Genomic DNA, 23708 nt, shown 5'->3' on the forward strand with positions numbered 1-23708 from the left:
CGCACAGTGATATGTGGGTATGTGCCGCGAGATCGGAAAAGTGACAGTGCTCGTGCGAAAAAAGTGAAAGAAACCGGTCAGGCCGGCCGGACGTCGATCAAAGTGAGCCAGCGCGTATAGCGGCTGACCGTGATCGGCAGCGTGTGTTCCAGCGCGCTCAGCGCGCGGTCGGTGTCGTCCAGCGGATAGAGACCGGACACCGCTAGGCGGGCGGCCTGCGGGCTGACGCGCAGCACGCCTGTGCGGTAGCTGGCCAGCGCCGCGGCAATCTCGCCCAGCGGCTGGTCGCGCACCTTCAGCCATCCCTCGCGCCACGACGCGGCGTCTTCCATCGCTTGCGGGCGTTCCGCCCAGGCGGCGCCAAAACGCGCGCCCTGCCCCATCGCCAGCATCAGCGGGGACGCATCGCGCGGAAGGACTTCGACGCTGCTCTGCAACGCCACGGCCAGGCTGGCTTCCTCTTCCAGCCGCACCATGCAGCCCGCGCCCGCGCTGCGGACCTGCCCGTGCGCCGTATGCACCGCAAACATCGCGGAAAGACCGGTGCGCGGCTGCACCACCAACGCCCCTTCCAGCAACCGCACGTTGCGCGCGTCCGCCGTGAAATCCAGATCCACGCGGCTGCGCGCGTCCAGGGTCAGCAGGCTGCCGTCCGGCAGCGTGTAGGTCCGACGTTCGCCCGTGGCCGTGCCCAGATCGGCCGTAAGATTGCCCAGCGGCGTGATGCGATTGGCCACCCAGCCGCCCGCCGCCGCGGCGCCGGCCAAGGCGGCCGCGTTAAGCAGCACGCGACGCCGCGCCGGGCGCACCAGCGTGCGACGCAGCGCGTGGCGCTCGTTCTTCATGACCGATTCCAGCCGCCCCACGGACTGGCTAAGGCCCTGCTGCAGCCGCGCCCAGGCATGTTCATGGGCCGGATCGGCCGCGCGCCAGGCGGCACAGGCGGCGTGATCGGCATCCGTCGCCTCGCCCGAGGTCAGCTTGACCCAGAAGCCGATCGCCCGGTCCCCGGCCTCGGCCACGGTTTGCTCGCGACTCATGGCGAGTCCGCCAGCGCGTAGCAGCGCTGCAGCGCCTGCGCGATGTACTGGCGCACCATGCTGACCGACACGCCCAGCGCGGCGGCGATCTCCTTGTGGGTCAGGCCATCGAGTTGGCTGTATAGAAACGCGGCGCGCGCCTTCGCCGACAGGCCGTCGAGCATCTGGTCCACCTGCTGCAGGGTCTGCAGGATCGCAAGCTGCTCCTGCGGCGACGGGGCAAACTGCTCGCCCTGGAGGAACAGGCTTTCCAGCCACGCGGCTTCCAGCTCGCGGCGGCGCCACAGTTTCCAGACGAGGCGTTTGGCGATGGTGATGATGAGGGCGCGCGGCTCGCGCACGGAGTCGAGCCGCGGCGTCTGGATGAGCTGGACGAACGTGTCGCCGGCGACGTCTTCGGCGTCTTCGAGGTTGCGCAGCCGGGTGTAGAGCCTGCCCAGCAGCCATGGCCTGTCTTCGGTGTAGATCCGGGCCAGCAGAGGATGGTCCGAGGTAATCGTGGAAGGCGGAAGCATGGCGCGGCGGGCGGTATCTGCAAATGGGAATCGCTCGCATTCTATCGCAGACGTGCCGAGGCGTTCCCGTTCCGGCAGGAGCAATATCCACCCGCGGGGCGCGCCCAAAAACGGCAAGGCCTCCCGAGGGAGGCCTTGCGCGGATCAAATGGACCGGTAAATCCGTCCGCTATGCGTGTTCACGCTTCAACGGATCGGCCACGGATACATCGCGCCGCCCTGGTTCCACAGCGCGTTCGTGCCGCGCTGCAGGCCCAGCTTGCTGTCCTTGCCCACGTTGCGCTCGAAGATTTCGCTGTAGTTACCCACCGCCTTGATGGCGTTGTAGGCCCACTTTTCATCCAGGCCCATGTTCTTGCCGGCGCCCGGCGTCACGCCCAGGATGCGCAGGACGTTGGGATTCTTGCTCTTGAGCATTTCATCCACGTTTTTTTGCGTGATGCCGTATTCCTCGGCTTCCAGCAGCGCGAACAGCGTCCAGCGCACGATGCCCAGCCAGTTTTCGTCGCCCTGGCGGACCATGGGGCCCAGCGGCTCCTTGGAAAAGCGCTCGGGCAGGATTTCGTAGTCGTTGGGGTTGGCGACCTGCGTGGCACGCACGGCGGCCAGTTGCGAGGCGTCGTCCGTGAAGGCGTCACAGCGGCCGGATTCAAAGGCGCGCACGACTTCGGTCACCTTGTCGATCACGACCGGCTTGAACTCGATGTTGTTGGCGCGGAACCAGTCGGCCAGGTTCAGTTCGGTGGTGGTGCCGGGCTGCACGCAGACGGTGGCGCCGTTCAGTTCCTTGGCGCTCTTGACGCCCAGCTTCTTGCTGACCAGGATGCCCTGGCCGTCATAGAAGCTGGCGGCCACGGCGGACAGGCCGAGCGACGTGTCGCGCGTCTGCGTCAGCGTCACGGTGCGCAGCAGCACGTCGACTTCGCCCGACTGCAGCGCCGTGAAGCGCTGCTGGGTGGACAGCGCGGTGCCCTTGAACTTGGAGGCATCGCCAAACACCGCCGCCGCCACGGCACGGCAGATGTCCACGTCCATGCCTTCCCATTCGCCCTTGCTGTTCGTCGCGGAGAATCCGGAGACGCCGTCCGTCAGGCCGCATTGCACGAATCCCTTCTTTTTCACCGCGTCCAGCGTGGGACCGGCCATCGCCGCCTGGGACGCGCAGGCCAGGGCAATCGCGCCGGCCGCAACCATCAATTTCCGCTTCATGTTCTGCTTCTCCTGAGATAGATGGCCGCTCTGGGCTCGTAACCGGGAGCGGCTGAAACCGGGTCCCGCCTTACTGGACCGGCCGCCAGATTAAGGCATGTCCACACCGTGAACAACGCACGAATCCCTAGTGAAAACCCGTAAGACGCGTCGTCCGCGAACGACGCCGCTCTGTCCGGTGATCGAACTTTATTGCCACGGCGCCCCGCCGCCCTGCACATCCCCGCGTGCCATACTTTTTTTGCGTCTTTGTCCGATAGTCAGCAAAGCCGCAGCCCTTTAAAAAAAGCCGGTCGCGTCACACAAAAACCCGGACGCGCACCGCTGATCGGCCAATTCATGGAGGAGACAAGTCCATGGCACAAGCATGCAAGTCGCAGCCCCCTCGCCCGGCGGCCACTGACGGCCGCCAGGCCCTCAGGAACCTGCTGTTCGCCGCGCTGGCGGCAACCGGTGTGGCCGCCGGCCCCACCCACGCGGCCGACAACTGGCCCAGCAAGCCCATCAAGATCATCGTGCCGTACACGCCGGGCGGATCGACCGACATCGTGACGCGCATCGTGATGGAAAAGCTGGGGCCCAGGCTGAACCAGACCATCGTCGTCGAGAACCGCCCCGGCGCCAACAGCAGCCTGGGATCGGCGATTGCCGCCAAGGCCGAGCCCGACGGCTACACGTTCCTGTCGATGCTGCCGGCCTACATCATCAACTTTCATCTCTACAAGCTGGGCTACACCCCCGCGGACCTGACGCCGGTCGTGCAGATGGCGGACCTGCCGCTGTTTCTGTTCGTGGCGAACGAGCTGCCGGTCAAGAACGTGGCCGAACTGGTCGCCTATGCGCGCAAGAATCCCGACAAGCTCACCTATGCGTCCAGCGGCAATGGCTCCAGCGCGCATCTGACCGGCGCCGACTTCGCGCTGCAGAACAAGATCACGATGACCCACGTGGCCTACAAGGGCAGCGCGCCGATCCTCACGGACCTGCTGGGCAACCGCGTGTCCATGGTGTTCGATCCCGTGCTGGTGCCGATGCAGTACGTCAAGCAGAACCGCCTGAAGGCGCTGGCGTTCACGGGCAAGGAACGCTGGCCCACGGAACCGGACATTCCCACGATGGAAGAAGCCGGCATGCCGGGCTTTGTCACCGGCTCGTGGGCCGGGCTGATGGCGCCCGCCAACACGCCCAAGCCGATCATCGAACGCATGGCGCGTGAGATCAGCGAAATCGTCAAGGAACCCGACGTGCGGCAGAAGTTCGTGGATGCGGGCTTCTTGCCGGTGGGCGGCACGCCGGCGCAGTTTGCCGAATTGATGAAGAAGGACTCGGCCCGCTACGCCGAGATCATCAAGCAGGCCAACATCACCGTGAACTGAGCGGGCCGGGCGCCGCCGCGCCCGCCCCATCGGAGCCCTCCATGATCGACAAGTTCATCGACACCCCCGCGGCCGCCGTGGCGGACATCCACGATGGCGCCACCGTGCTGATCAGCGGGTTCGGCGGCGCCGGCATGCCCACCGAACTGATCCATGCGCTCATCGACCAGGGCGCGCGCGACCTGACCGTGGTCAGCAACAATGCGGGCAACCACGAAACGGGCCTGGCCGCGCTGGTCAAGGCCGGGCGCGTGCGTAAGGTCATCTGCTCGTTTCCCAAGGCGTCTCACTCGTGGGTCTTCGACGCGCTCTACCGCGAAGGCCGAATCGAACTGGAATGCGTGCCGCAAGGCACCATCGCCGAACGCCTGCGCGCGGCCGGCGCCGGGCTGGGCGGCTTTTTCACGCCCACCGCGTACGGCACCGAGCTTGCGCGCGGCAAGGAGACCCGCATCATCAACGGCCGCGGCCACGTGTTCGAAGAACCCTTGCATGGCGACTTCGCGCTGGTAAAGGCCGACCGCGGCGACCGCTGGGGCAACCTCACCTACAACATGAGCGCGCGCAACTTCGGTCCCATCATGTGCATGGCCGCCCGGACGACCATCGTGCAGGTGCGCGCCAAGGCCGAACTGGGCGAACTGCCGCCCGAGGCGGTGGTGACGCCGGGCATCTTCGTCAAGCGCGTCACCGAAGTGCCCAACGCCGCCTTTTCCAGCTGACGCAACCCTTCAAGCAGGAGTCCGCATGTTTCGTCCCCTGACCCGCGAAGCCATGGCGCGACGCCTGGCCCTGGACATCCCCGACGGCAGCTACGTGAACCTGGGCATCGGCATGCCCGTGCTGGTGGCCGCCCACCTGCCCGAAGGCCGCGAGATCGTGCTGCACAGCGAGAACGGCATTCTTGGCATGGGCCCGCCCCCGGCCGAGGCCGACATCAACCTGGACCTCATCAACGCGGGCAAGCAGCCCGTGACGCTCTTGACGGGCGGGTCGTACTTCCATCATGCGGACTCGTTCGCGATGATGCGCGGCGGCCACCTGGACATCTGCGTCATGGGCGGCATGCAGGTCGCGGCCAACGGCGACCTGGCCAATTGGTCGCTCAACAAGCCGGGCGAGGCGCCGGCCGTGGGCGGCGCGATGGACCTGGCCGTCGGCGCACGCAGTGTGTTCATCATGATGGAGCACAACAGCAAGAACGGCGATCCCAAGATCGTCGAGCGCTGCACCTATCCGCTTACCGGCGCCGGCGTGGTGGACCGTATCTACACCGACCTCGCGGTCATCGACGTGACGCCGGACGGGCTTGTCGTCCGGGATATGATCGACGGCATGACTCTGACCGAATTGCAGGCGCGCACCGGCGCGCCGCTGCGTGCCGGCTGATGCTGCCGAACCTGCCTCCTCCGGGCTACGCCGCGCCGCCCGCGGCCGAAGACCATCCCGACCAACTGCGCGGCGATCCGGACTACATGCTGACGCTGGCGCGCGGCCTGCACGTCATACGCGCGTTCGGCACCCGCCGCCATCCCCAGACCGCCGCCGAACTGAGCCGGCGCGCCAATCTGCCGCGCGCGGTGGTGCAGCGCTGCCTGCACACGCTGATCCTGCTGGGCATGGCCGAACAGCATGGCCGGCTGTACGTGCTGACGCCGCGCATCCTGGGGCTCGGCTACGCGTATTTTTCGTCCACGCCGTTCGTCTCGCTGGCGCAGCCCGTGCTGGAGGAACTGAGCGCCACCGTGAACGAGACCTGCGCGCTTGCCATCATGGAAGGCCACGAGATGCTGTACCTGGCGCGTTCGGAGGTGAACCGCCTGCTGGCCACGTCGATGGGTCTGGGAAGCCGCTTGCCGGCGTATTGCACGTCCATCGGGCGCGTGTTGCTGGCAGAGTTGCCCGAGCCCGCGCTGGCAAGGTATTTCGCGGCAACCGACCTGCAGCCCTACACCGAATTCACGTTGACCACCGAGGCAAAACTGCGCGCGGAACTGGCGCGCATCCGCGAGCAGGGATACGCGGTGGTCGACCAGGAACTGGAATTGAATGTGCGCGCGATTTCGGTGGTCGTGCGCTCGGCCAGCGGCAAGGCGTGCGGCGCCGTGAACGTCAGCGTGAAGGCCGCGCGCGTGCCGCTCGAGCGCTTGCAGGAAGAATTCCTGCCGCCCCTGCGACAGGCCGTTGAACGGATCGGGGAATTCCTGGCCGCCTGAGCGGCCAGGCTACAGGCCGGTGGTGTCCAGCGTGAAGGCGGCGGCGGCACGGCCGATGCGGTCGTTGACCGCGTGCCAGTCGTCGGTGGCGGGCGGCGCCTGCACGATGATGCGCGCATAGCCCTGCCCGTCCAGATCGCGCAGCAGGCCATACAGCGCCTGCGCGTAACGGGCCGGGTCCGCCGGCACCGCTTGCCATTGCACGCGGGCATCGACGGCGGCGGGCTGCGGGCCGTAGGCCACCAGCACGACGCGCCCTTCTGGCAGGTTGCGTCCCAGCACCACTTCCTGCATGCGTGCGTCGCTTGCCAGTTCCAGCGGCGTGCGCGGCGCGTAATGCGCCTTCAGCGTGCCCGAGGCACGCGGCGCCGCGGCGTCGGGCGCAAAGACCTGCACGCCCAGCACGGCTTCGAGCTGCGCGGCGCTGATGTGGCCGGGCCGCAGCAGCACGGGCCCCGCGCCCGTGTCCAGGCGCGACAGATCAAGGATCGTGGACTCGATGCCCACCTCCGACGCGCCGCCTTCCAGCACGGGCATGCCGGCCGCGACTTCGTCCGGGAACTCGCTGCGCACATGCTCGGCGCGCGTGGGCGACACTTGCCCGAACTTGTTGGCGGACGGGGCAGCCACGCCGCCCTGCCCGTTCGGCTTGCCGGCGGCAAAAGCCGTCAGCAGCGCCTGCGCCACCGGGTGCGAGGGACAGCGAATGCCGATGCTGTCCTGGCCGCCGCTCACCGTGTCCACGATATGCGGCGCGCGCTTGAGGATCAGGGTCAGCGGACCCGGCCAGAACGCGTTGATCAGCAGACGCGCCTCGGGCGGCACGTGCGCCGCCCAATACGACACATCGCCGTCAGGCGCGATGTGCACGATGACAGGATGGTTCGACGGCCGGCCCTTGGCCGCGTAGATCTTGGCAACCGCCTGCGGATTTTCGGCGTCCGCGCCCAGCCCGTAGACGGTCTCGGTCGGAAAGGCGGCCAGTTCGCCGTCCAGCATGCGCTGGGCGGCGTGGGCGATTTGCGCGGCGCTGGCGGTGGCGGGCGTGGAGGAGGACATCGGTTCGCCGCCTTATTCGGGCGCCTGCATGCCCAGCGCGGCCGCCACGCGGGCGGCATCGTCACGGGCCTGCTGCAGCGTGGCCGCCACGATGGTGACGTGCCCCATCTTGCGGCCGCGCCGCGCCTCGTGCTTGCCGTACAGATGCAGCTTGGCGGACGGCACCGCCAGCGCCGCGGCCCAGTCGGGCTCGCGTTGCGCGGTGTCGCTGTCGTTGGCGTACCAGATGTCGCCCAGGATGTTCAGCATGACGGCCGGGGCCAGGAGGTCGGTGCCGCCCAACGGCAGGCCGGCCATGGCGCGCGCCTGCTGCTCGAACTGGCTGGTGACGCAGGCATCGATCGTGTAGTGGCCGCTGTTGTGCGGGCGCGGCGCGATCTCGTTGACGATGAGGCTGCCGTCCTTGAGCACGAAGAATTCCACGCACAGCACGCCGTGGTAGCCCAGGCCCTGCGCGATGGCCTGCGCGGCCTCGGTGGCGCGCGCCTGGCGTTCGGCGTGGGCGGCGTCCTGCTGCACGGGCGCGGCGGTGGACACCGCCAGGATGCCGTCGCGGTGCACGTTGCGCGCCACGGGAAACACCACGCTGGCGCCGTCAAAGCCGCGCGCCAGCACCACCGAGATTTCGTAATCCAGCGGCATCAGCGCTTCCAGCACGCAGGCCACGCCCCCGAACTCGGCGAAGGCCGCGATGGCTTCTTCGCGGGTGTCGATGCGGGCCTGGCCCTTGCCGTCGTAACCCAGGCGGGCAACTTTGAGAATGCCGGGGAACAGGGCTTCGGACGCGGCGTGCAGGTCCGCCTCGCTGCGGATGGCGGCGTGCGGCGCAACCGGGATGCCTTGCGCGGCGATGAAGGTCTTTTCCGCAATGCGGTCCTGCACGATCGCCACGGCGTCGCCCGCCGGGCTGACGCGGCAACGGGTCGCCAGCGCGCGCAGGCTGTCGGCGGGCACGTTTTCAAATTCGGTGGTGACGGCCTGGCAGGTCTGCGCCAGGCGGGCCAGGCCGGCCTCGTCGTCATAGGCGGCCTGGATGTGCAGGTCGGCGACCATGCCGGCCGGGCACTCGGCGGCCGGATCCAGCACCGCCACCTTGTAGCCGAGGCTTTGCGCGGCGTGACAGAACATGCGGCCCAACTGCCCGCCGCCCAGCATGCCCAACCAACCGCCGGGCGCAATCATGAAAGAAGTCGATTGAGTCATACGCGTCAGGCCTCAGGCGGAACTTTCATGTCGCGCGCGGCCTGCGTCTGGCGGGCGCGGAACGCCAGCAGCTTTGCGTGCAGGCCGGCGTCGGTGCCCGCCAGCGTGGCGATCACGTGCAGCGCGGCGTTGGCGGCGCCGGCTTCGCCGATGGCAAAGGTGGCGACCGGCACGCCCTTGGGCATCTGCACGATGGACAGCAGCGAGTCTTCGCCGCGCAGGTACTTGGACGGGACCGGCACGCCGAACACCGGCACCTCGGTCAGGGCGGCCATCATGCCCGGCAGGTGCGCCGCGCCGCCAGCGCCGGCGATGATGCCGCGCAGACCGCGCTGGTGCGCGGCGGCGCCGTATTCGGCCATATCCTGCGGCATGCGGTGCGCGGAGATCACGCGCGCCTCGTAGGCAACGCCAAAATCCTCCAGCATCGTCACCGCGTGCTTCATGACCTCCCAATCGCTGGAAGATCCCATAATCACGCCCACCACGGGGGAGGCTTGCGCCGCTGCGGAAGTCTGGTCTGTCATAACCGGTGTCTAGTAGTTGAGACCACGGCGCACGCGCCGCGAAATGTCAGGAAACCGCGGGACCGGCCCGCGAAAACCCGCTATTTTACCCGGCGCGGCGGACCCTACGGCGTGGCCGCCGTTTGCAGCCAAAGGTAGCTGACCGGATCGTCGGGGCAGGGACCGAAGCCGCACTGCAGCGTGGTGCTGCCGGCGTTGGCCAGCGCGACGATGAAAAACAGGGCCATGACCACCATGCCCAGCGCCGACACGGGCTTCTTGAGCATGCTGTCGCCCCATTTGCGGTCCACGCACAGCATCACGACGCAGAACACGATGATCGCCGTGAAGGCGACGAACGCCCACGTATAGAAATGCACGCCAAGAAAGGGCGTGCCGTAGCCCGCGTCCCCCGGCGCAATGTGCAGCAGCACCTGACGCCCCGACGCAAGCATCCCGGCCAGCGCGCCCGCGATGCTCATGGCGTAGTGCATCGGCGACGGGCCGAGCCGCATGTTCAAGAGGAATCCCACGCCCGCAAGCATCAGCGCGACGCGCTGCAGCAGGCATAGCGGACATGGCAGTTCGTCGTAGGCGAATTGCCAGACAAAGGCCATGCAGAGGATGGCGGTGACCCCGAGCAGGGCCAGACCGTTGAGGATGCGCGAGCCGCGCGCCGGGTTGCGTGAAAAGATCATTGCCGGCGCTTCACAGGGACAACGCCAGCGGACTGGTCATGTGGTAATTGCACCAGGCGGCAAAGATGACCAGGGTCAGCAGCCAGAACGTCACGCAGGGGCGGCGCCGGCCCACGAGCCCAAACCATACTGCCAGCGTCCCCGTCACAAAGGGCAGCATCATCACCATGCAGCGCTCCTTTTCTCGGAATTCCCGAACCAAGCAGCGCACGAGTATAGCGTAACAATCCGAAATAATTTCATGCGAAGACTGCGGGTTTGCCCGGGTGCCCGGCATGTGTATCAAGGCGCCGGTTGCACCGCTGCGGGCAAAAAAAAACCGCTCGGCAAGGAGCGGTTTTTTGGAAAGCAGGCCGATCAGGCGATCAGGCGGTCAAGCGCTTCGCGGTACTTCGCGGCGGTCTTTTCCAGCACGTCCTGCGGCAGGCGCGGCGCGGGCGGGGTTTTGTCCCACGTTTGCGTTTCAAGCCAGTCGCGCACGAACTGCTTGTCGAAGGACGGCGGGCTGATGCCCACGCGGTAGCCGTCGGCAGGCCAGAAGCGCGACGAATCGGGCGTCAGCACTTCGTCCATCAAGTGCAGCGTGCCATCGTCGTCCAGGCCGAATTCGAACTTGGTGTCGGCGATGATGATGCCCTTGGTCGCGGCAAAGGCGGCGGCCTCGGCGTACAGCTTGAGCGTGACGTCGCGGATGCGCTCGGCCATTTCCTGGCCGACTTCCTTGACCACGTGCGCGAAGTCCACGTTCTCGTCGTGCATGCCGAATTCGGCCTTGGCCGCGGGCGTGAAGATGGGCTCGGGCAGCTTGCTCGCTTGTTGCAAGCCCGCCGGCAGCTTGATGCCGCACACGGCGCCGGTCGCCTGGTAGTCCTTCCAGCCGGAACCGATCAGGTAGCCACGGGCCACCGCTTCGACCAGGATCGGCTTCAGACGCTTGACCACCACGGCGCGGCCACGCACCTGGTCGACCTCATCGGGCGCCACCACGTCCTCGGGCTTCACGCCGGTGGAGTGGTTGGGCAGGATGTGCGCCAGCTTCTGCAACCAGAATTCGGTCAGTTCGGTCAGCACCTGTCCCTTGCCGGGAATGGGGTCGTCAAGGATCACATCGAAGGCGGAAATGCGATCCGACGCGACGATCAGCAACTTGTCGTCGCCGACGGCGTACATATCGCGCACCTTGCCGCGTCCCAGCAGCGGCAGGGACTTGATGCTGGATTCATGCAAAGCAGAAGTCACGGGAATGGCCTATGGCAAAAATGAACATTCCCGCCACGGGCGGGCGCCAGGGCGGGAAGTGGAACGAAAGCGGATACCAGGCAGGAGCGGCGCCGCGCGGCGGCTCCTGCAAAGCGCATAGATTACTGCAAATAAGTTCACCTTGCCGCAGGCCAGACCCCGGGTTAGGCTTTGATCCCCATCCATAATTCGCGCCGGCCGCCCCCGGGCGTCACGGCGCAACCCGTCCGGAGACAGAGTCGTATGCAGGATGCTTCCCCCAAGCGCATGCCCCACGCCGACGCGCAGGTGCACATGACAGGCGGCTGCCAGTGCGGCGCCATCCGCTACGCCCTCACGGACGAGCCCATCACCGCGGCGACCTGCCATTGCCGGGACTGCCAGTATTCCAGCGGCGGCGCCCCAGCCCACGCGCTGATCTTTCCCGCCGGCGCGGTCACGCTGCTGCGCGGCCAGCCCAAGGAACACCGCTACCAGGGCGACTCCGGCCATACCGTCATGCGCAGCTTCTGCCCGTCCTGTGGGACGCCGCTGTTCGGCGGCTCGGAAGGCATGGGCTATGAGGTGGTCCGCGCGGGGTCGCTGGACGATCCCGAGGCCTTTCATTCCAAGGTGAGCCTGTGGACGGACTCGGCGCCATCGTGGCACCACGTGGACCGGACGGTGCCGAGCTTTGGGCGCAATTCGCCGGCGTAGGCCGCGCGCATCACGTCCACAAAACAAAAGGGCTGGCCCTCGCGGACCAGCCCTTTTTTGCCTGAGCCGCCTTCACAGGGAAGGCGGCGCCGGCGGGGACCTTACTGCACCACTTGCGACAGCTTGCCCGACGCGTATTGCGCGGCAATTTCGGTCAGCGGCAGCGGCTTGATCTTGCTGGCGTTGCCGGCGGTGCCGAATTCCGTGTAGCGAGCGACACAGATTGCCTTGGCGGCGGCGCGGGCGGGCTTGAGGTATTCGCGCGGGTCGAACTTTTCGGGGTTCTCGGCGAAGAAGCGGCGGATCGCGCCGGTCATGGCCAGACGGATATCGGTGTCGATATTGATCTTGCGCACGCCGTACTTGATGGCTTCCTGGATTTCCTCGACGGGCACGCCGTAGGTTTCCTTCATGTTGCCGCCGAATTCACGGATCTCGGCCAGCAGTTCCTGCGGCACGCTGGAGCTGCCGTGCATCACCAGGTGGGTGTTGGGCAGGCGGGCGTGGATTTCCTTGATGCGGGAGATCGACAGGATGTCGCCGGTGGGCTTGCGCGTGAACTTGTAGGCGCCGTGGCTGGTGCCGATGGCAATCGCCAGGGCGTCCAGTTGCGTGCGGCGCACGAAGTCGGCGGCTTGTTCGGGGTCGGTCAGCAGCTGATCCATGGTCAGCTTGCCGTCGGCGCCGTGGCCGTCTTCCTTGTCGCCTTCCATGGTTTCGAGCGAGCCCAGGCAGCCCAGTTCGCCTTCGACGGTCACGCCCAGCTTGTGCGCGATGTCGACAACCTTCTTGGTGACTTCGACGTTGTAGTCGTAGTCGGCGATGGTCTTGCCGTCTTCCTTCAGCGAGCCGTCCATCATGACGCTGGAGAAGCCCAGGTCGATCGCGCCCTGGCAGATCTTGGGCGACTGGCCGTGATCCTGGTGCATGACCACGGGAATGTGCGGGTAGGACTCAACGGCGGCCTGGATCAGGTACTTGAGGAAGCCTTCGCCCGCGTATTTGCGCGCGCCGGCCGAGGCCTGCATGATCACCGGGCTGTCGGTCTCCGCCGCGGCTTCCATGATGGCCTGGACCTGTTCCAGGTTGTTGACGTTGAAAGCCGGAATGCCGTAGCCGTGCTCGGCGGCGTGGTCGAGCAACTGGCGCATGGAGACTAGGGCCATGAGTGGTCCTCCTTAGGTACTGTCTATTGAGAGATGGTTGAAGCCTTGCTGAATGGCGTGATTTTACGGGGGAATCGAAGAAAGGTCTTGCAACGGCCGGTATCCTATCCATTCAGGTGATACCGCAAGGGGCGGGACGGCTGATATCCCGCCTTGCGATCTCGTCCATGCGGACCAGAAGTCCGGCACGCCAGGCCTTTGCCGCCCCGCTTGTGACCTAGGGCTGTGGCCTACGGCCTGCCCGCGTGCGGCACGTCCACCTGGGTCATCAGGATGCGGGCCTGGGGTTTGGCCCGGCGATTGGCTTCGACGAAATCCGGCGCTGCCGCCATGAAAAGCGTCCTGCCGTCGGGACCGCCCAGCGCGGCCGCGAAGATGCCGAACTCGCCCGTGTCGATCTGTTCCTGGATCCTGCCGCCCCGTTCGACCCGCACGATGCGCTTGCCGATGGCATCGCCCACCCAGAGCGCGCCTTCTTCATCCAGCGCGCCGCCGTCCGGGGCGATCTTTGACGCGGCAATCAGCGTGGTCAGGTCGTCGCTCGCCGGCAGCTCGCCGAAGTTGGCCCAGTCGCGGCGCGGGCCCAGCACGCCATTGGGCTCGATGTCGAATTCGGAAATGCGGTTTGCGAAGGTCTCGTTGACGATCAGCGTCTTGCCGTCGGGCGTGATGAACGACCCGTTGGGAAAACACAGCCCGTCCGCCACCACCTGCGCCACGCCGTCCGGGTCCACGCGCACCAAGGTGGTCGTGCGGACCGGTTCGCCCGCCATGATGTCGAACCCGAAGTTGCCCACATACGCCCTGCCCTGCGCGTCCACCACCATGTCGTTGATGGGGCCGCCGGTCAACGCGGAGAGGTCGGCGTGGACCGATAGCGTGCCGTCCGCCTCGCGGCGCAGCAGCTTGCGGTCTTTCATGGAGGCGATCAGCAGGCGGCCGTCGGGCAGCCAGCCCAGGCCGGAGGGCTGCTGGGGCACCAGGCAGACACGGTCCACGGCGCCCTGCAGCGTCACCGTGATGACCTGCCCGGTATAGAAGTCCGAGGCCCACAGGCGGTTTTCGTGCCAGCGCAGCCCCTCCAGATAGGTGTAGCCGGAAGCCAGTACGGACAATTCGCGATTCGGCATTGCTTTGTCTCCCATGTCGCCCCGCTTGGGGCGGGTTCCCAGGTGGCGCCCGGCCTGTCTTGATGAGACCGGAAGGGGCATTCTGGCATGGCTGATCCGTCCCTAAACTGACAACTGGCTGTCAGGTTGGCGGCGTTAACATCGCGCCCCAAGGGTTAACCCGAGCAGTACCTGGACCCCTGGCATGTCCGTCACTGGACCGCCCGCCCCCGCCTTCATGCCGGCGGACCTGGCCCCACGGCCCAAGCGGCGGCTCCCGTTTTCCCGTATTCAACATGAACACTAAGAAGCTGACGCGTTATATCGGCATCGCCATGGTGCTGGGCATCGTGGTGGGCTACTTCTGCAACAAGTTCGCGCAGAACCAGCAGGAGGCGGCGCACATCGCCTCGTACTTCAGCCTTGTCACCGACATCTTCCTGCGCATGATCAAGATGATCATCGCGCCGCTCGTGTTCGCCACCCTGGTGACCGGCCTGGCCAGCATGAGCGACGCCAGCGCGGTGGGCCGCATCGGCATGCGCGCCATGATCTGGTTCATCGCCGCCTCGGCGATCTCGCTGCTGCTGGGCCTGGCGCTGGTCAACATCTTCCAGCCCGGCGCGCACATGAACCTGGCGATCCCGGACGCGGGGCTGACATCGGGCCTGAAAACCGGCGACTTCACGCTCAAGGCGTTCATTGCGCACGTCTTTCCCAAGAGCATCGCCGAAGCGATGGCCAACAACGAGATCCTGCAGATCCTGGTGTTCTCGCTGTTCTTCGGCGCCGCGCTGTCGTTCATCCGCGGCAAGGGCCACAACACGATCTACAACATGATCGACGAGCTGGCCAAGATCATGTTCCGCGTCACCGACTACGTGATGCGTTTTGCGCCGCTGGGCGTGTTCGCCGCAATGGCGGCCGCCATCACGACCGAGGGCCTGGGCGTGCTGATCAGCTACGGCAAGCTGATCGGCGAGTTCTATCTGGGCCTGGCCCTTTTGTGGGCGATTCTGTTCGGCGTCGGTTACCTGTTCCTGGGCAAGTCCACGCGCCGTCTGGGCGGCCTCATCAAGGAACCGACCCTGCTGGCGTTCTCGACCGCGAGCAGCGAATCGGCCTACCCCAAGACGATCGAGGCGCTGGCGCGGTTCGGCGTGTCCAAGCGCATTTCCGGATTCGTCCTGCCGCTGGGTTACTCGTTCAACCTTGACGGGTCGATGATGTACCAGTCGTTCGCCGTGCTGTTCATCGCCCAGGCCTACAACATCGAGATGAGTTTCACGCAGCAGCTCACCCTGCTGCTGGTGCTGATGGTGACGAGCAAGGGCATGGCCGGCGTGGCGCGCGCCTCGCTGGTGGTGGTGGCCGCGACGCTGCCGATGTTCCACCTGCCCGAAGCCGGCCTGCTGCTCATCATGGGCATCGACCAGTTCTTCGACATGGGCCGCACCGCCACGAACGTGGTCGGCAACAGCCTGGCCACGGCCGTGATCGCCAAGCTGGAAGGCAATGAAGAGGATCTGCCCACGGATACGGACGCCGAGATTGCCGGCGAGTCGGCCGCCGGGACGGTGGACGCGACCCCGCAACCGGCGCGGACTGCCAGCCAGAACGCATGAAAAAACGGGCCGTAACGGCCCGTTTTCAATGGTGCGCGTCCGCTTGACCGGCGCGAGTGCCGGGCGCAACATAAAAGCCCTTTTCGTCACGCACCGGCGAGGCGCGCATGGGCGCCGCGCCCGGCCCCGCACACCATGAATCTTCTGTTTTCGCCCCGCGCGAAGGCGGCGCTTGCCGCCGGCCTGTTCGCCTGCATTCCCCCTGCGCATGCCTGGACCCGCATTTCCTGCGACCTGACAGGCACGGTCTCCACCTTTCCCACCACCTACCGGCAGTTCCGGACCGACGGCACGGCGCTGACGCAGGTGCTGTTCAAACTGAAAGTCAAAGCCGCCGACATTCCCGACGGCGAAAGGGCCGACACGGACTGCGGCGAGTTCGTGGACAAGGAGGTGGAGGTGGCGCTGGATAACGTGCCAGCGCGCACCATCTTGCGGGGCAAGCCGTTGAAGGTGCGCTACAAGTACGACGAATCGCTGGGGCAAAGCCTGGCGACGCGGTACGAACTGCCGCGCTGACCTTGGCCGCGCTGGCCGGGTGGCGTCAGTCGTTTAGTCAGTCGTTTACCGAGCAGGACACGGGCGCGCCGTCCTCGAACTCGACGTCGTAGGTGTGCACCGGGTCCCAGGGCAGCGTGAACCAGAGCTCGTAGCCGTCGCCGTCTTCGTCGAACAGCCACAGCGCGCGCAGCACGGCTTTTTCCGCCATGGCTTCCGCCGTTTCTTCGGCCAGGAGCTGGTCGTCTTCGATGCCCAGCTTTTTGCAGTGCTCGTACGAATAGTTGTCGAGCAGGAAGTCGGCCGCGGCCAGAATCTGGTCGTCCAGGTTGTCCAGGATGCCCTTGACCACCTTGGATGCGCCCGCATCGGGCTCTTCACCGTCGGTCTGGATCATGACGTGGATGGGGGGCCGGCCCTCGCCGGCGGGGACATTTTCCGCCGCCCACAGATCGGGTTCTTCGAGGTCCTGGGTGAAATTGAATCGTGCCATCTGGGGCTCCGTGAATTGGAAGGGCAAGCGGCAAAAGGCAGCGGCTTGCCCGGGGCCGTGTGGCCTTTCAGCCATTTAACCAGATGCCGGCTACTTCGTCTGTGGCGGGAAGCGACGTTTTTGCGCCTAGGACATGTGCATGTCTTGCCAGACAGGCTTACGCCGCTCGTGCAGGTCAGGCTTGCGCGGGCACGGGTGCTGCCGCGTTTGCGCAGAGGTCCAGCAAAATGTCCGAAAACTGCGACTCGGCCGTCAACGCCTGTTCGCGCTTCCTCCGGATCAGGTTGATCGGCGGCAGCTCCCAGCCGAAATCCCACGGCACCATGCCCAGCCTGCCCCGCTGGCAAAGTTCGCGCGCGATGTCTTCGGGCACCACCGAAATCGACGATTCGTTCTGCGACAGGATGCCCTCGATCACATCCGTCGAATAGGCCTCCAGCACGGGCGACGGCGGCTGCAGCCCGGCACGGATGAAGTGTTCGACGATCAGTTGCCGCGTGGGCGTATTGGCCGCCGGCAGCACCCAGTCCAGCGCCGCCACCGCGGCCCAGTCGGGCTTGCGCCGCGCCAGCCGCTGGGCCAGCCGGCCGTGCGCGACCAGGCGGGGCCGTTGGCGGTACAGCACGCGATGAATCAGGTCTTCGTGCATCACCGTGGACGTGGCGCGGCTGATGATGCAGTCCAGCTCGTGCTGGCGCAGCATCGGCACCAGATGATCGGTCGTGGCGCGGTGCAGGCTCAGCGTCACGCCGTGGCGCTGGTGCAATTGGCTGATGGCGGCGGTGAGCAAGGCGCTGGACACGTACGGGACCACGCCCACGTGCAGGTGCGCGGAGCGCCCGGCCTGCAAGGCCTCGACTTCGCGCTCCCACAGGTCCAGATCGCTGAGCATGTGACGCGCCCGCACCAGCGCTAGATTGCCCAGCTGGGTGGGCTGCAGGCCGCTGCCCGTGCGCAGGAACAGGGGCGCGCCGAAGATGTCCTCCAGCTCGGCCAGGGACTTGGTGACCGCGGGCTGGCTGATGCCGGTCTGCGCGGCGACCCGCGTCAGCGATTTATGGCGGTCGATATTGACCAGCAGCATCAGGTGCCGGTGCTTCAGGCGGTTGGCAAGTCGGACGGCGTCGCGGCTCATGGCGTTTTCCAGATAACCATTTGGTTATGCAATTATGCCCATAAAGATAAAACCAGTTATTTCTGAGTCCTATACTGCACGCATCATTTCCTGCCCTCCCGGTATCCCGCGATGAATCCGTCCTTCACCACCCGACCTGAAATACGCGGCACGTACGGCGTGGTTTCGTCCACGCACTGGCTGGCCTCGCAAGTGGCCATGAGCGTGCTGGAGCGCGGGGGCAACGCGTACGACGCGGCCGTGGCCGGCGGATTCGTGCTGCAGATCGTCGAGCCGCACCTGAACGGGCCGGGCGGTGAAGTCCCCATCCTGATCTGGAGCGAACGCGAAAAGCGCATGCGCGCGCTGTGCGGCCAAGGCCCGGCGCCCGCGCTGGCGACCCCCGCCTATTTCCGCGAGCTGGGCGTGGACCTCGTGCCCGGAATCGGCCTGCTGCCCGCCACGGTGCCGGGCGCGTTCGGCGCCTGGCTGACGCTGCTGCGCGATTACGGCACATGGGAGCTGGCGGACGTGCTGCGGCCAGCCATCGACTATGCGCGCGACGGCTTTCCGCTGGTCCCGCGGATCTCGCAGGCGATCCTGGCCGTGCAGGCGCTGTTTCGCGACGAATGGAAAAGCTCGGGCGAGGTCTGGCTGCCCGGCGGCCGCGTGCCCGCCCCCGACGCGCTGTTCCGCACGCCGGCCATCGCGGCCACCTACACCCGCATCCTGGACGAAGCCCACGCCGCCAGCACCGACCGGCGCGGCCGCATCGATGCGGCGCTGGACGTGTGGTACCGGGGATTCGTCGCCGATGCGATCGACAGTTTCTATACCAACGAGGCCACGCTGGACACCACCGGCCAGCGCAACCGCGGGCTGCTGCGCAAAGCCGACCTGGCCGATTGGCGCGCCACCTACGACGAACCGCTGACCACGCAATATGGCCGCTACACGGTGGCCAAATGCGGCGTCTGGTCGCAAGGCCCGGTGCATCTGCAACAGCTGGCGCTGCTGCGCCACCTTGACGTGGACAAGCTGGACCCGCTGTCGCCGCAATTCGTGCACCGTGTGGCCGAAGCCGCCAAGCTAGCGTTCGCCGACCGCACCGCCTGGTATGGCGATCCCGATCACGCGCAGGTGCCGCTGGCGGCGCTGCTGAGCGACGACTATGCCCGAGCGCGCGCCGCCGGCATCGGCGATCGCGCGTCGGCCGCGCTGCAACCCGGCAGTCCGGGGGGCTTGCCGCCGCGCCTGCCCGACCTGGACGCCGCCATCCGCACCCTGGCCGCCTCGGACACGCGCTACGGCGTGGGCGAACCGACCTTCGCGGCGTTGCCGCCCGTCGACGAATGGGCCTCGCGCGAACTGTTCGTGGGCGACACCTGCCAGATCGACGTCATCGACCGCGACGGCAACATGGTGGCCGCCACGCCGTCGGGCGGCTGGCTGTCGTCAAGTCCCGTGGTACCTGCGCTGGGCTTTTCGCTCACGACGCGCCTGCAGATGACCTGGCTGGACGATGGCGTGCCGGGCCAGCTGCAGCCGGGCAAGCGCCCCTGCACCACGCTGTCGCCCGGCCTTGCGCTGCGCGACGGTCAGCCTTACATGGCGTTCGGCACGCCGGGCGGCGACCAGCAGGACCAATGGACCGTCGCGTTCTTCCTGCGTCACGCCATGGGCATGAACCTGCAGGCGGCGATCGAGGCGCCGTCCTGGCATATCGATCACTTTCCAGGCTCGTTCTGGCCGCGCGCGCTGACGCTGAACCGGCTGACGGTGGAGTCGCGCATGCCCGCGGCCACGCTGGATGCGCTGCGCGAGGCCGGTCACGACGTCAAGGTAGGACCGGACTGGTCCGAAGGCCGCATCAGCGCCTGCACGCGCGAACCCGCCGCTGGCGGACGCCTGCTGCTGCGCGCCGCCGCCAATCCCCGTGGCATGCAGGGATACGCCGTCGGCCGCTAAATCACTTTTTCTTTCGACCGGCTCTCAGAAGCCGGACACTACGCAAGGGGTAAACACCATGACACTGCAACTCAAACGACTGCTGCGCACGTTCGCGCTGGGACTGGCGATGGCCGCGCCCGCGCTTTCGCAGGCCGCGTGGCCCGAAAAGCCCATCACGCTGGTCGTGCCGTGGGCGGCCGGCGGCTCCACGGACATCCTGGCGCGCGTGTTGTCCGAAGGACTGACGCAATCGCTGGGCCAGCCCGTGATCGTGGAAAACCGTTCGGGCGCGTCCGGCAACATCGGCACGGCGTTCGTGGCGCGCGCCAAGCCGGACGGCTACACGCTGCTGGTGGGCTCGATGAGCACCCACACGATGAACCAGGCGCTCTATTCCAACATGCCGTTCGACGGCGTGAAGGACTTCACGCCGATCGCCGAACTGGCCCTCGTGACCAACACGATGGTGGTGCATCCGTCGGTGCCGGCCTCGAACCTGAAGGAATTCATCGCCTACGTGAAGGCCAATCCCGACAACGTGGCTTATGCCTCGGCGGGTCAGGGCTCGACCAACCACCTGAGCGCCGTCCTGTTCGAGAAGGCCGCCGGCGTGAAGATGATGCACATCCCCTACCGCGGCGGCGCGCCTGCGGTGCTGGACACCGTGGCCGGGCGCACGCAGGTGCTCTTCAGCGCCGGCACGCAGACGCTGCCGCACGTGCAGTCGGGCAAGCTCAAGCTGCTGGCCGTCACGGAAGAAAAGCGCTCGCCGCTGCTGCCCGATGTGCCCACCGTAGCCGAAACGCTGCCCGGCTATGAATTGGCGGTCTGGTACGGCGCATTTGGCCCGGCCGGCATGCCGCCCGAACTGACGGCCCGGCTGAACCGCGAGATCAACGTGATTCTGAAGCGGCCCGATGTCATCAAGAAGATGGGCGACATGGGCGTGCTGCTGACCGACACCACGCCCGAGCAGTTCGGCCAGATCCTGGCGCGCGACGCCGACAAGTACGGCAAGTTGATCAAAGAACTGGGCATCACCGCGGAATGACGGACCACGCCCTCAGCTCGGCCGCCACGGGCGTGCAAGCCATCGGCCAGGCGTACGCGCAGGGCAATGCGCAGGCGGCCTTTCAGGCCATCGATGCCTACGCCGGCCTCGCCCTCGCGCACACGCTGTGCACCGTGAATCGTTACGACGCCAGCGCCATGCGCGTGGTGCGGCTGTATAGCTCGAACCCGCAGGCCTACCCGCCGGGCGGGAGCAAGGACAAGACCGGCACGGCCTGGGGCCGGCACGTCCTGCTGGAGCAGCAGGTGTTCGTCGGCCAGGGAGAGGACGCCATCCGCGAGTTCTTCAACGACCACGACGCCATCCGCGAACTGGGCTTGAAATCCGTCATCAACGTGCCGGTCGTCTATGACGGCACGTGCCTGGGCACCGTCAACTTCCTGATGCCGCGCGCCGCGGTGACGCAGGCGGACATCGACGCGGCACGGCTGGCGGCCCTCCTGGCCCTGCCCGCATTCCACGCGCTGCAGGCGGCACAGCCCGCCTCCTGACCGCTGCCTGGACCGGATGCCGCGCGTTGCCCGGCATCCGGCGGAAACCCTGACGCAGCAACGATCTGAAAGACATCCGGCTCAAAAGCGGGAGCCGACGCCCGTCGCCGCGGGTATATTGGGGTTATTCCCCCAACCTGCCTGGCGCTCATCATGATCAAAGGTTCCTGCCTCTGCGGCCGTGTCGCCTACGAGATCAACGGTCCGCTCACCGATGCCCTGAACTGCCATTGCGTGATGTGCCGCAAGACGCATGGCGCGGCCTTCCGCAGCCGCGCAACGGTCCAGTCCAAGGATTTTGCCTGGACCCAGGGGGAAGACCACGTGACCTGGTACGCCTCGTCGCCCGGCAACTACCGGGGCTTCTGCGAGGCCTGCGGCACGCCCCTGCTCAGCCGCTTTGACCAGACGCCCGACGTCTACGGCCTGCCGCTGGGCCCGCTGGACGACGATCCGGGCGTCAAGCCCAAGGCGCATTACCATGTCGCGAGCAAGGCGCCGTGGTACGACATCACGGATGCGCTGCCCCAGCATCCCGGCGCCATGGACGACGCGCCCGAGCACGATCCGCAGGCGCCGCCACTGACCATTTCACACGGAAGATGAACCCACGTCCGGCTCCGGACTTCACAGGAGACTGATATGAGCGACTTTGGCGTCGTACTGGACCCCACCACCCTGCGTTTCACGCGCACGCTGCCGGCCAGCGTGGACGAGGTGTGGGCCTGGCTGACGGAATCCGACAAGCGCGGCCAATGGCTGGCTTCAGGCGACATGGACCTGATGGAAGGGGGCGGCGTCACGCTGCGGTTCCTGCATGCCGACCTGTCCTCCGTGCGCGAACCGACGCCCGAGGCCTACAAGCCCTACGAAGAAGGCCTCACCACGCAAGGCCTCATCACCCGGTGCGAACCGCCGCACCTCTTGAGTTACACCTGGGGCGGATCGGCGGGCGCGCCATCCGAGGTGATGTTCGAACTGTCCCCCAACGCAGATTCCGCCCTGCTCGTCCTCACCCACCGCAAACTTGCCACCCGGGACGACATGGTCGACGTGGCGGGCGGCTGGCACACGCATCTGAACGTGCTCGCGGCCCGGCTGGCCGGCCGCGATCCGGGCCCGTTCTGGTCGGCCAATGCCGCCTGGGAGGCCGAATACCAGCGCCGCATCCCCCGGCGTTAGAGTCGTTCAAGCGCAACTATCACGGCCCGATCTGGCATAAAAGCTGGCTAAACCGCCCGCTTTGCAGTAACATAAGAGCGTGATTTTTCCGCAAAAACCGGACTTCGGTCATCCTGCGTGCCAACTTGTAGCGCCCACCAAAGGGCGCTACTGAATGAACGTCAGCGACGCGAACGAGATCCGGTTTTTTATTGGGCGCCCCCCGTCACTGCCCAGCACGCTGCTGCAGTCCTCGTGGCGCCAGGCGTTGCCGCAACCGCTGCAACCCCGCTTCTTCCGGCCAGGTGCCCGCAGCACCCACGCCGCGACCCCGGCGCGCACCGCGCGCACTTACCTCAGGGCGCGAGTATCCGCCATTTCAGACATCCCTTCGGATGCCGTGGCCCATACCCACGCTTGCCCGAACGTTTTTTTGCGTTCAAACCGCTGGACCGGTTTATCCGAGTCCGACGCGCTTGCCGCCTTGCGCGGCGCCTCATGCCGCCGGCATGGCTGCGCGTTTTGATCAAGGAGTAGAGCATGGCTAAAGAAGAACTCATCGAATTGGATGGCATCGTTGACGAAGTGCTGCCCGATAGCCGCTACCGCGTCAAACTGGACAACGGCATCGAAGTCGGCGCCTACGCATCCGGCCGTATCCGCAAGCACCGCATCCGCATCCTCGCGGGCGATCGCGTCACCCTGGAAATGTCCCCGTACGACCTGACCAAGGGCCGGATCAACTTCCGCCACAAGGACGAACGCGCTCCCGCCCCGCATCGTCCCCAGCAATACCGCCGCTAAGCCGGCCGCCCGGGCCGGCTTCATGCCGGCGCCCGGCACCCACTTTTCGCGAATCCTAAAGCCCGATTCGCGTCCTGCCGTAATGCGTGGAACGCCCGTTCATGAAAGAATGGCGCTCCCTCGCCTGGCGCAACGCCAGGCCGGATACGCACGAAGCACGATGGACCTGAAAGAAGAATTGCAAGCCGCCGCAGACCAGCTTGCCCTGGCGCGAAGAAGATTCGCGAAGGGCGAGGAAGGCCTGCGCCTGCTGCGCCAGTCGCGCGAGGCCTTCATCAACAGCCTGCGCAACACCGGCCTGACCTACGCCGAAGCCAAGACCAAATACGACAACTGCCTGGACGACCAGGAAGCCGGCCAACGCAGCGTGCAGCAGCAGATGGAATACGCCGAGCGCATGCACCAATACGTGCTCAAGCGCATCGCGCTGGCGGCAGAGCAGGCCTGAACCCGGCCCGCCCCCGATCC

At 66.6% G+C, this 23708-nt stretch carries 28 protein-coding genes; 15 read left to right on the top strand and 13 right to left on the bottom strand.

Going from position 1 to position 23708, the window contains the following annotated elements:
• Window positions 1-77: 77 nt before the first annotated feature.
• From LN047_RS21705 to LN047_RS21715, 3 genes are all read right to left on the bottom strand, one after another.
• Window positions 78-1040 (bottom strand): FecR domain-containing protein, encoded by a 963-nt coding sequence (locus LN047_RS21705; protein ID WP_217618309.1) that lies wholly within the window; start codon window positions 1038-1040, stop codon window positions 78-80.
• Entirely contained in the window at window positions 1037-1555 is a 519-nt protein-coding gene (locus LN047_RS21710) for a sigma-70 family RNA polymerase sigma factor (RefSeq protein ID WP_373980150.1), read from the bottom strand. The genes LN047_RS21705 and LN047_RS21710 overlap by 4 nt, the downstream gene beginning before the upstream one ends.
• Before the next feature lie 186 nt (window positions 1556-1741).
• Complete coding sequence (locus LN047_RS21715) at window positions 1742-2764, bottom strand: amino acid ABC transporter substrate-binding protein (protein WP_056326734.1); 1023 nt, start codon at window positions 2762-2764, stop codon at window positions 1742-1744.
• Between the two features lie 356 nt (window positions 2765-3120).
• On the opposite strand from LN047_RS21715, the gene LN047_RS21720 reads away from it, so the two are divergent.
• The 4 genes from LN047_RS21720 to LN047_RS21735 are packed head-to-tail and all read left to right on the top strand — an operon-like array spanning window position 3121 to window position 6356.
• Window positions 3121-4140: a Bug family tripartite tricarboxylate transporter substrate binding protein gene (locus tag LN047_RS21720; protein ID WP_373980151.1), complete on the top strand. Its 1020-nt coding sequence runs from the start codon at window positions 3121-3123 to the stop codon at window positions 4138-4140.
• 41 nt (window positions 4141-4181) lie between these two features.
• On the top strand, window positions 4182-4862 hold the full coding sequence (locus LN047_RS21725) for a 3-oxoacid CoA-transferase subunit A (protein ID WP_062841702.1): 681 nt from the start codon (window positions 4182-4184) through the stop codon (window positions 4860-4862).
• Between the two features lie 25 nt (window positions 4863-4887).
• Window positions 4888-5529, top strand: coding sequence for a 3-oxoacid CoA-transferase subunit B (locus tag LN047_RS21730; protein ID WP_056326728.1), 642 nt, complete (start codon window positions 4888-4890; stop codon window positions 5527-5529).
• Complete coding sequence (locus LN047_RS21735) at window positions 5529-6356, top strand: IclR family transcriptional regulator C-terminal domain-containing protein (RefSeq protein ID WP_056326726.1); 828 nt, start codon at window positions 5529-5531, stop codon at window positions 6354-6356. The genes LN047_RS21730 and LN047_RS21735 overlap by 1 nt, the downstream gene beginning before the upstream one ends.
• Before the next feature lie 9 nt (window positions 6357-6365).
• Here LN047_RS21735 and LN047_RS21740 read toward each other — a convergent pair whose 3' ends face one another.
• From LN047_RS21740 to LN047_RS21765, 6 genes are all read right to left on the bottom strand, one after another.
• Window positions 6366-7415, bottom strand: a complete 1050-nt coding sequence (locus LN047_RS21740; protein WP_179689885.1) for an L-threonylcarbamoyladenylate synthase — start codon at window positions 7413-7415, stop codon at window positions 6366-6368.
• A 12-nt stretch (window positions 7416-7427) separates the two neighbouring features.
• On the bottom strand, window positions 7428-8618 hold the full coding sequence (locus LN047_RS21745; protein WP_373980152.1) for a 5-(carboxyamino)imidazole ribonucleotide synthase: 1191 nt from the start codon (window positions 8616-8618) through the stop codon (window positions 7428-7430).
• A gap of 5 nt (window positions 8619-8623) precedes the next feature.
• Window positions 8624-9145 carry a 5-(carboxyamino)imidazole ribonucleotide mutase gene (gene purE, locus LN047_RS21750; RefSeq protein WP_062841698.1) on the bottom strand — a complete coding sequence of 174 codons (522 nt, stop codon included), beginning with the start codon at window positions 9143-9145 and terminating at the stop codon, window positions 8624-8626.
• A gap of 104 nt (window positions 9146-9249) precedes the next feature.
• Window positions 9250-9822 (bottom strand): disulfide bond formation protein B, encoded by a 573-nt coding sequence (locus tag LN047_RS21755; RefSeq protein ID WP_223572391.1) that lies wholly within the window; start codon window positions 9820-9822, stop codon window positions 9250-9252.
• Window positions 9823-9832: 10 nt separating this feature from the next.
• Window positions 9833-9991: a DUF5993 family protein gene (locus tag LN047_RS21760; protein WP_167427990.1), complete on the bottom strand. Its 159-nt coding sequence runs from the start codon at window positions 9989-9991 to the stop codon at window positions 9833-9835.
• 188 nt (window positions 9992-10179) lie between these two features.
• Window positions 10180-11061: a phosphoribosylaminoimidazolesuccinocarboxamide synthase gene (locus LN047_RS21765; protein ID WP_056326717.1), complete on the bottom strand. Its 882-nt coding sequence runs from the start codon at window positions 11059-11061 to the stop codon at window positions 10180-10182.
• Window positions 11062-11304: 243 nt separating this feature from the next.
• Between LN047_RS21765 and LN047_RS21770 the strand changes: the two genes are divergently transcribed.
• The gene (locus LN047_RS21770; protein WP_062841696.1) at window positions 11305-11757 is read left to right on the top strand and encodes a GFA family protein; all 453 of its coding nucleotides are present in this window, start codon (window positions 11305-11307) and stop codon (window positions 11755-11757) included.
• A gap of 101 nt (window positions 11758-11858) precedes the next feature.
• Here LN047_RS21770 and fba read toward each other — a convergent pair whose 3' ends face one another.
• On the bottom strand, window positions 11859-12923 hold the full coding sequence (gene fba / locus LN047_RS21775) for a class II fructose-bisphosphate aldolase (RefSeq protein WP_056326713.1): 1065 nt from the start codon (window positions 12921-12923) through the stop codon (window positions 11859-11861).
• Between the two features lie 230 nt (window positions 12924-13153).
• Window positions 13154-14053 carry an SMP-30/gluconolactonase/LRE family protein gene (locus LN047_RS21780; protein ID WP_373980153.1) on the bottom strand — a complete coding sequence of 300 codons (900 nt, stop codon included), beginning with the start codon at window positions 14051-14053 and terminating at the stop codon, window positions 13154-13156.
• Window positions 14054-14328: 275 nt separating this feature from the next.
• Here LN047_RS21780 and LN047_RS21785 point away from each other — a divergent pair, with 275 nt between their 5' ends.
• Window positions 14329-15657 carry a dicarboxylate/amino acid:cation symporter gene (locus tag LN047_RS21785; RefSeq protein ID WP_373980154.1) on the top strand — a complete coding sequence of 443 codons (1329 nt, stop codon included), beginning with the start codon at window positions 14329-14331 and terminating at the stop codon, window positions 15655-15657.
• A 135-nt stretch (window positions 15658-15792) separates the two neighbouring features.
• Window positions 15793-16176: a hypothetical protein gene (locus LN047_RS21790; RefSeq protein WP_373980155.1), complete on the top strand. Its 384-nt coding sequence runs from the start codon at window positions 15793-15795 to the stop codon at window positions 16174-16176.
• Window positions 16177-16213: 37 nt separating this feature from the next.
• Here the strand turns inward: LN047_RS21790 and LN047_RS21795 are convergent, their stop codons facing one another.
• Together LN047_RS21795 and LN047_RS21800 are read right to left on the bottom strand one after the other, a co-directional pair.
• Window positions 16214-16648, bottom strand: coding sequence for a hypothetical protein (locus LN047_RS21795; protein WP_056326704.1), 435 nt, complete (start codon window positions 16646-16648; stop codon window positions 16214-16216).
• 175 nt (window positions 16649-16823) lie between these two features.
• Entirely contained in the window at window positions 16824-17783 is a 960-nt protein-coding gene (locus tag LN047_RS21800) for a LysR family transcriptional regulator (protein WP_056326702.1), read from the bottom strand.
• A gap of 111 nt (window positions 17784-17894) precedes the next feature.
• Between LN047_RS21800 and LN047_RS21805 the strand changes: the two genes are divergently transcribed.
• From LN047_RS21805 to LN047_RS21840, 8 genes are all read left to right on the top strand, one after another.
• On the top strand, window positions 17895-19730 hold the full coding sequence (locus tag LN047_RS21805) for a gamma-glutamyltransferase family protein (RefSeq protein ID WP_373980156.1): 1836 nt from the start codon (window positions 17895-17897) through the stop codon (window positions 19728-19730).
• A gap of 58 nt (window positions 19731-19788) precedes the next feature.
• Entirely contained in the window at window positions 19789-20763 is a 975-nt protein-coding gene (locus LN047_RS21810; protein ID WP_373980157.1) for a Bug family tripartite tricarboxylate transporter substrate binding protein, read from the top strand.
• The gene (locus tag LN047_RS21815; protein ID WP_373980158.1) at window positions 20760-21275 is read left to right on the top strand and encodes a GAF domain-containing protein; all 516 of its coding nucleotides are present in this window, start codon (window positions 20760-20762) and stop codon (window positions 21273-21275) included. Before LN047_RS21810 ends, LN047_RS21815 begins: the two co-directional genes overlap by 4 nt.
• A gap of 153 nt (window positions 21276-21428) precedes the next feature.
• Window positions 21429-21881 carry a GFA family protein gene (locus LN047_RS21820; RefSeq protein WP_373980159.1) on the top strand — a complete coding sequence of 151 codons (453 nt, stop codon included), beginning with the start codon at window positions 21429-21431 and terminating at the stop codon, window positions 21879-21881.
• A gap of 36 nt (window positions 21882-21917) precedes the next feature.
• A complete protein-coding gene (locus tag LN047_RS21825) occupies window positions 21918-22457 on the top strand; it encodes an SRPBCC family protein (RefSeq protein ID WP_373980160.1) in 540 nt (179 codons plus the stop codon).
• Window positions 22458-22611: 154 nt separating this feature from the next.
• On the top strand, window positions 22612-22962 hold the full coding sequence (locus LN047_RS21830) for a hypothetical protein (protein ID WP_373980161.1): 351 nt from the start codon (window positions 22612-22614) through the stop codon (window positions 22960-22962).
• Window positions 22963-22976: 14 nt separating this feature from the next.
• Window positions 22977-23240: a translation initiation factor IF-1 gene (gene infA, locus LN047_RS21835; RefSeq protein WP_006221179.1), complete on the top strand. Its 264-nt coding sequence runs from the start codon at window positions 22977-22979 to the stop codon at window positions 23238-23240.
• A 160-nt stretch (window positions 23241-23400) separates the two neighbouring features.
• A complete protein-coding gene (locus LN047_RS21840) occupies window positions 23401-23688 on the top strand; it encodes a hypothetical protein (protein ID WP_056326690.1) in 288 nt (95 codons plus the stop codon).
• Window positions 23689-23708: the final 20 nt, after the last annotated feature.

Origin of the sequence: Achromobacter sp. JD417 (genome assembly GCF_041879325.1) — a bacterium.
GTDB classification, from domain to species: domain Bacteria; phylum Pseudomonadota; class Gammaproteobacteria; order Burkholderiales; family Burkholderiaceae_B; genus Achromobacter; species Achromobacter mucicolens.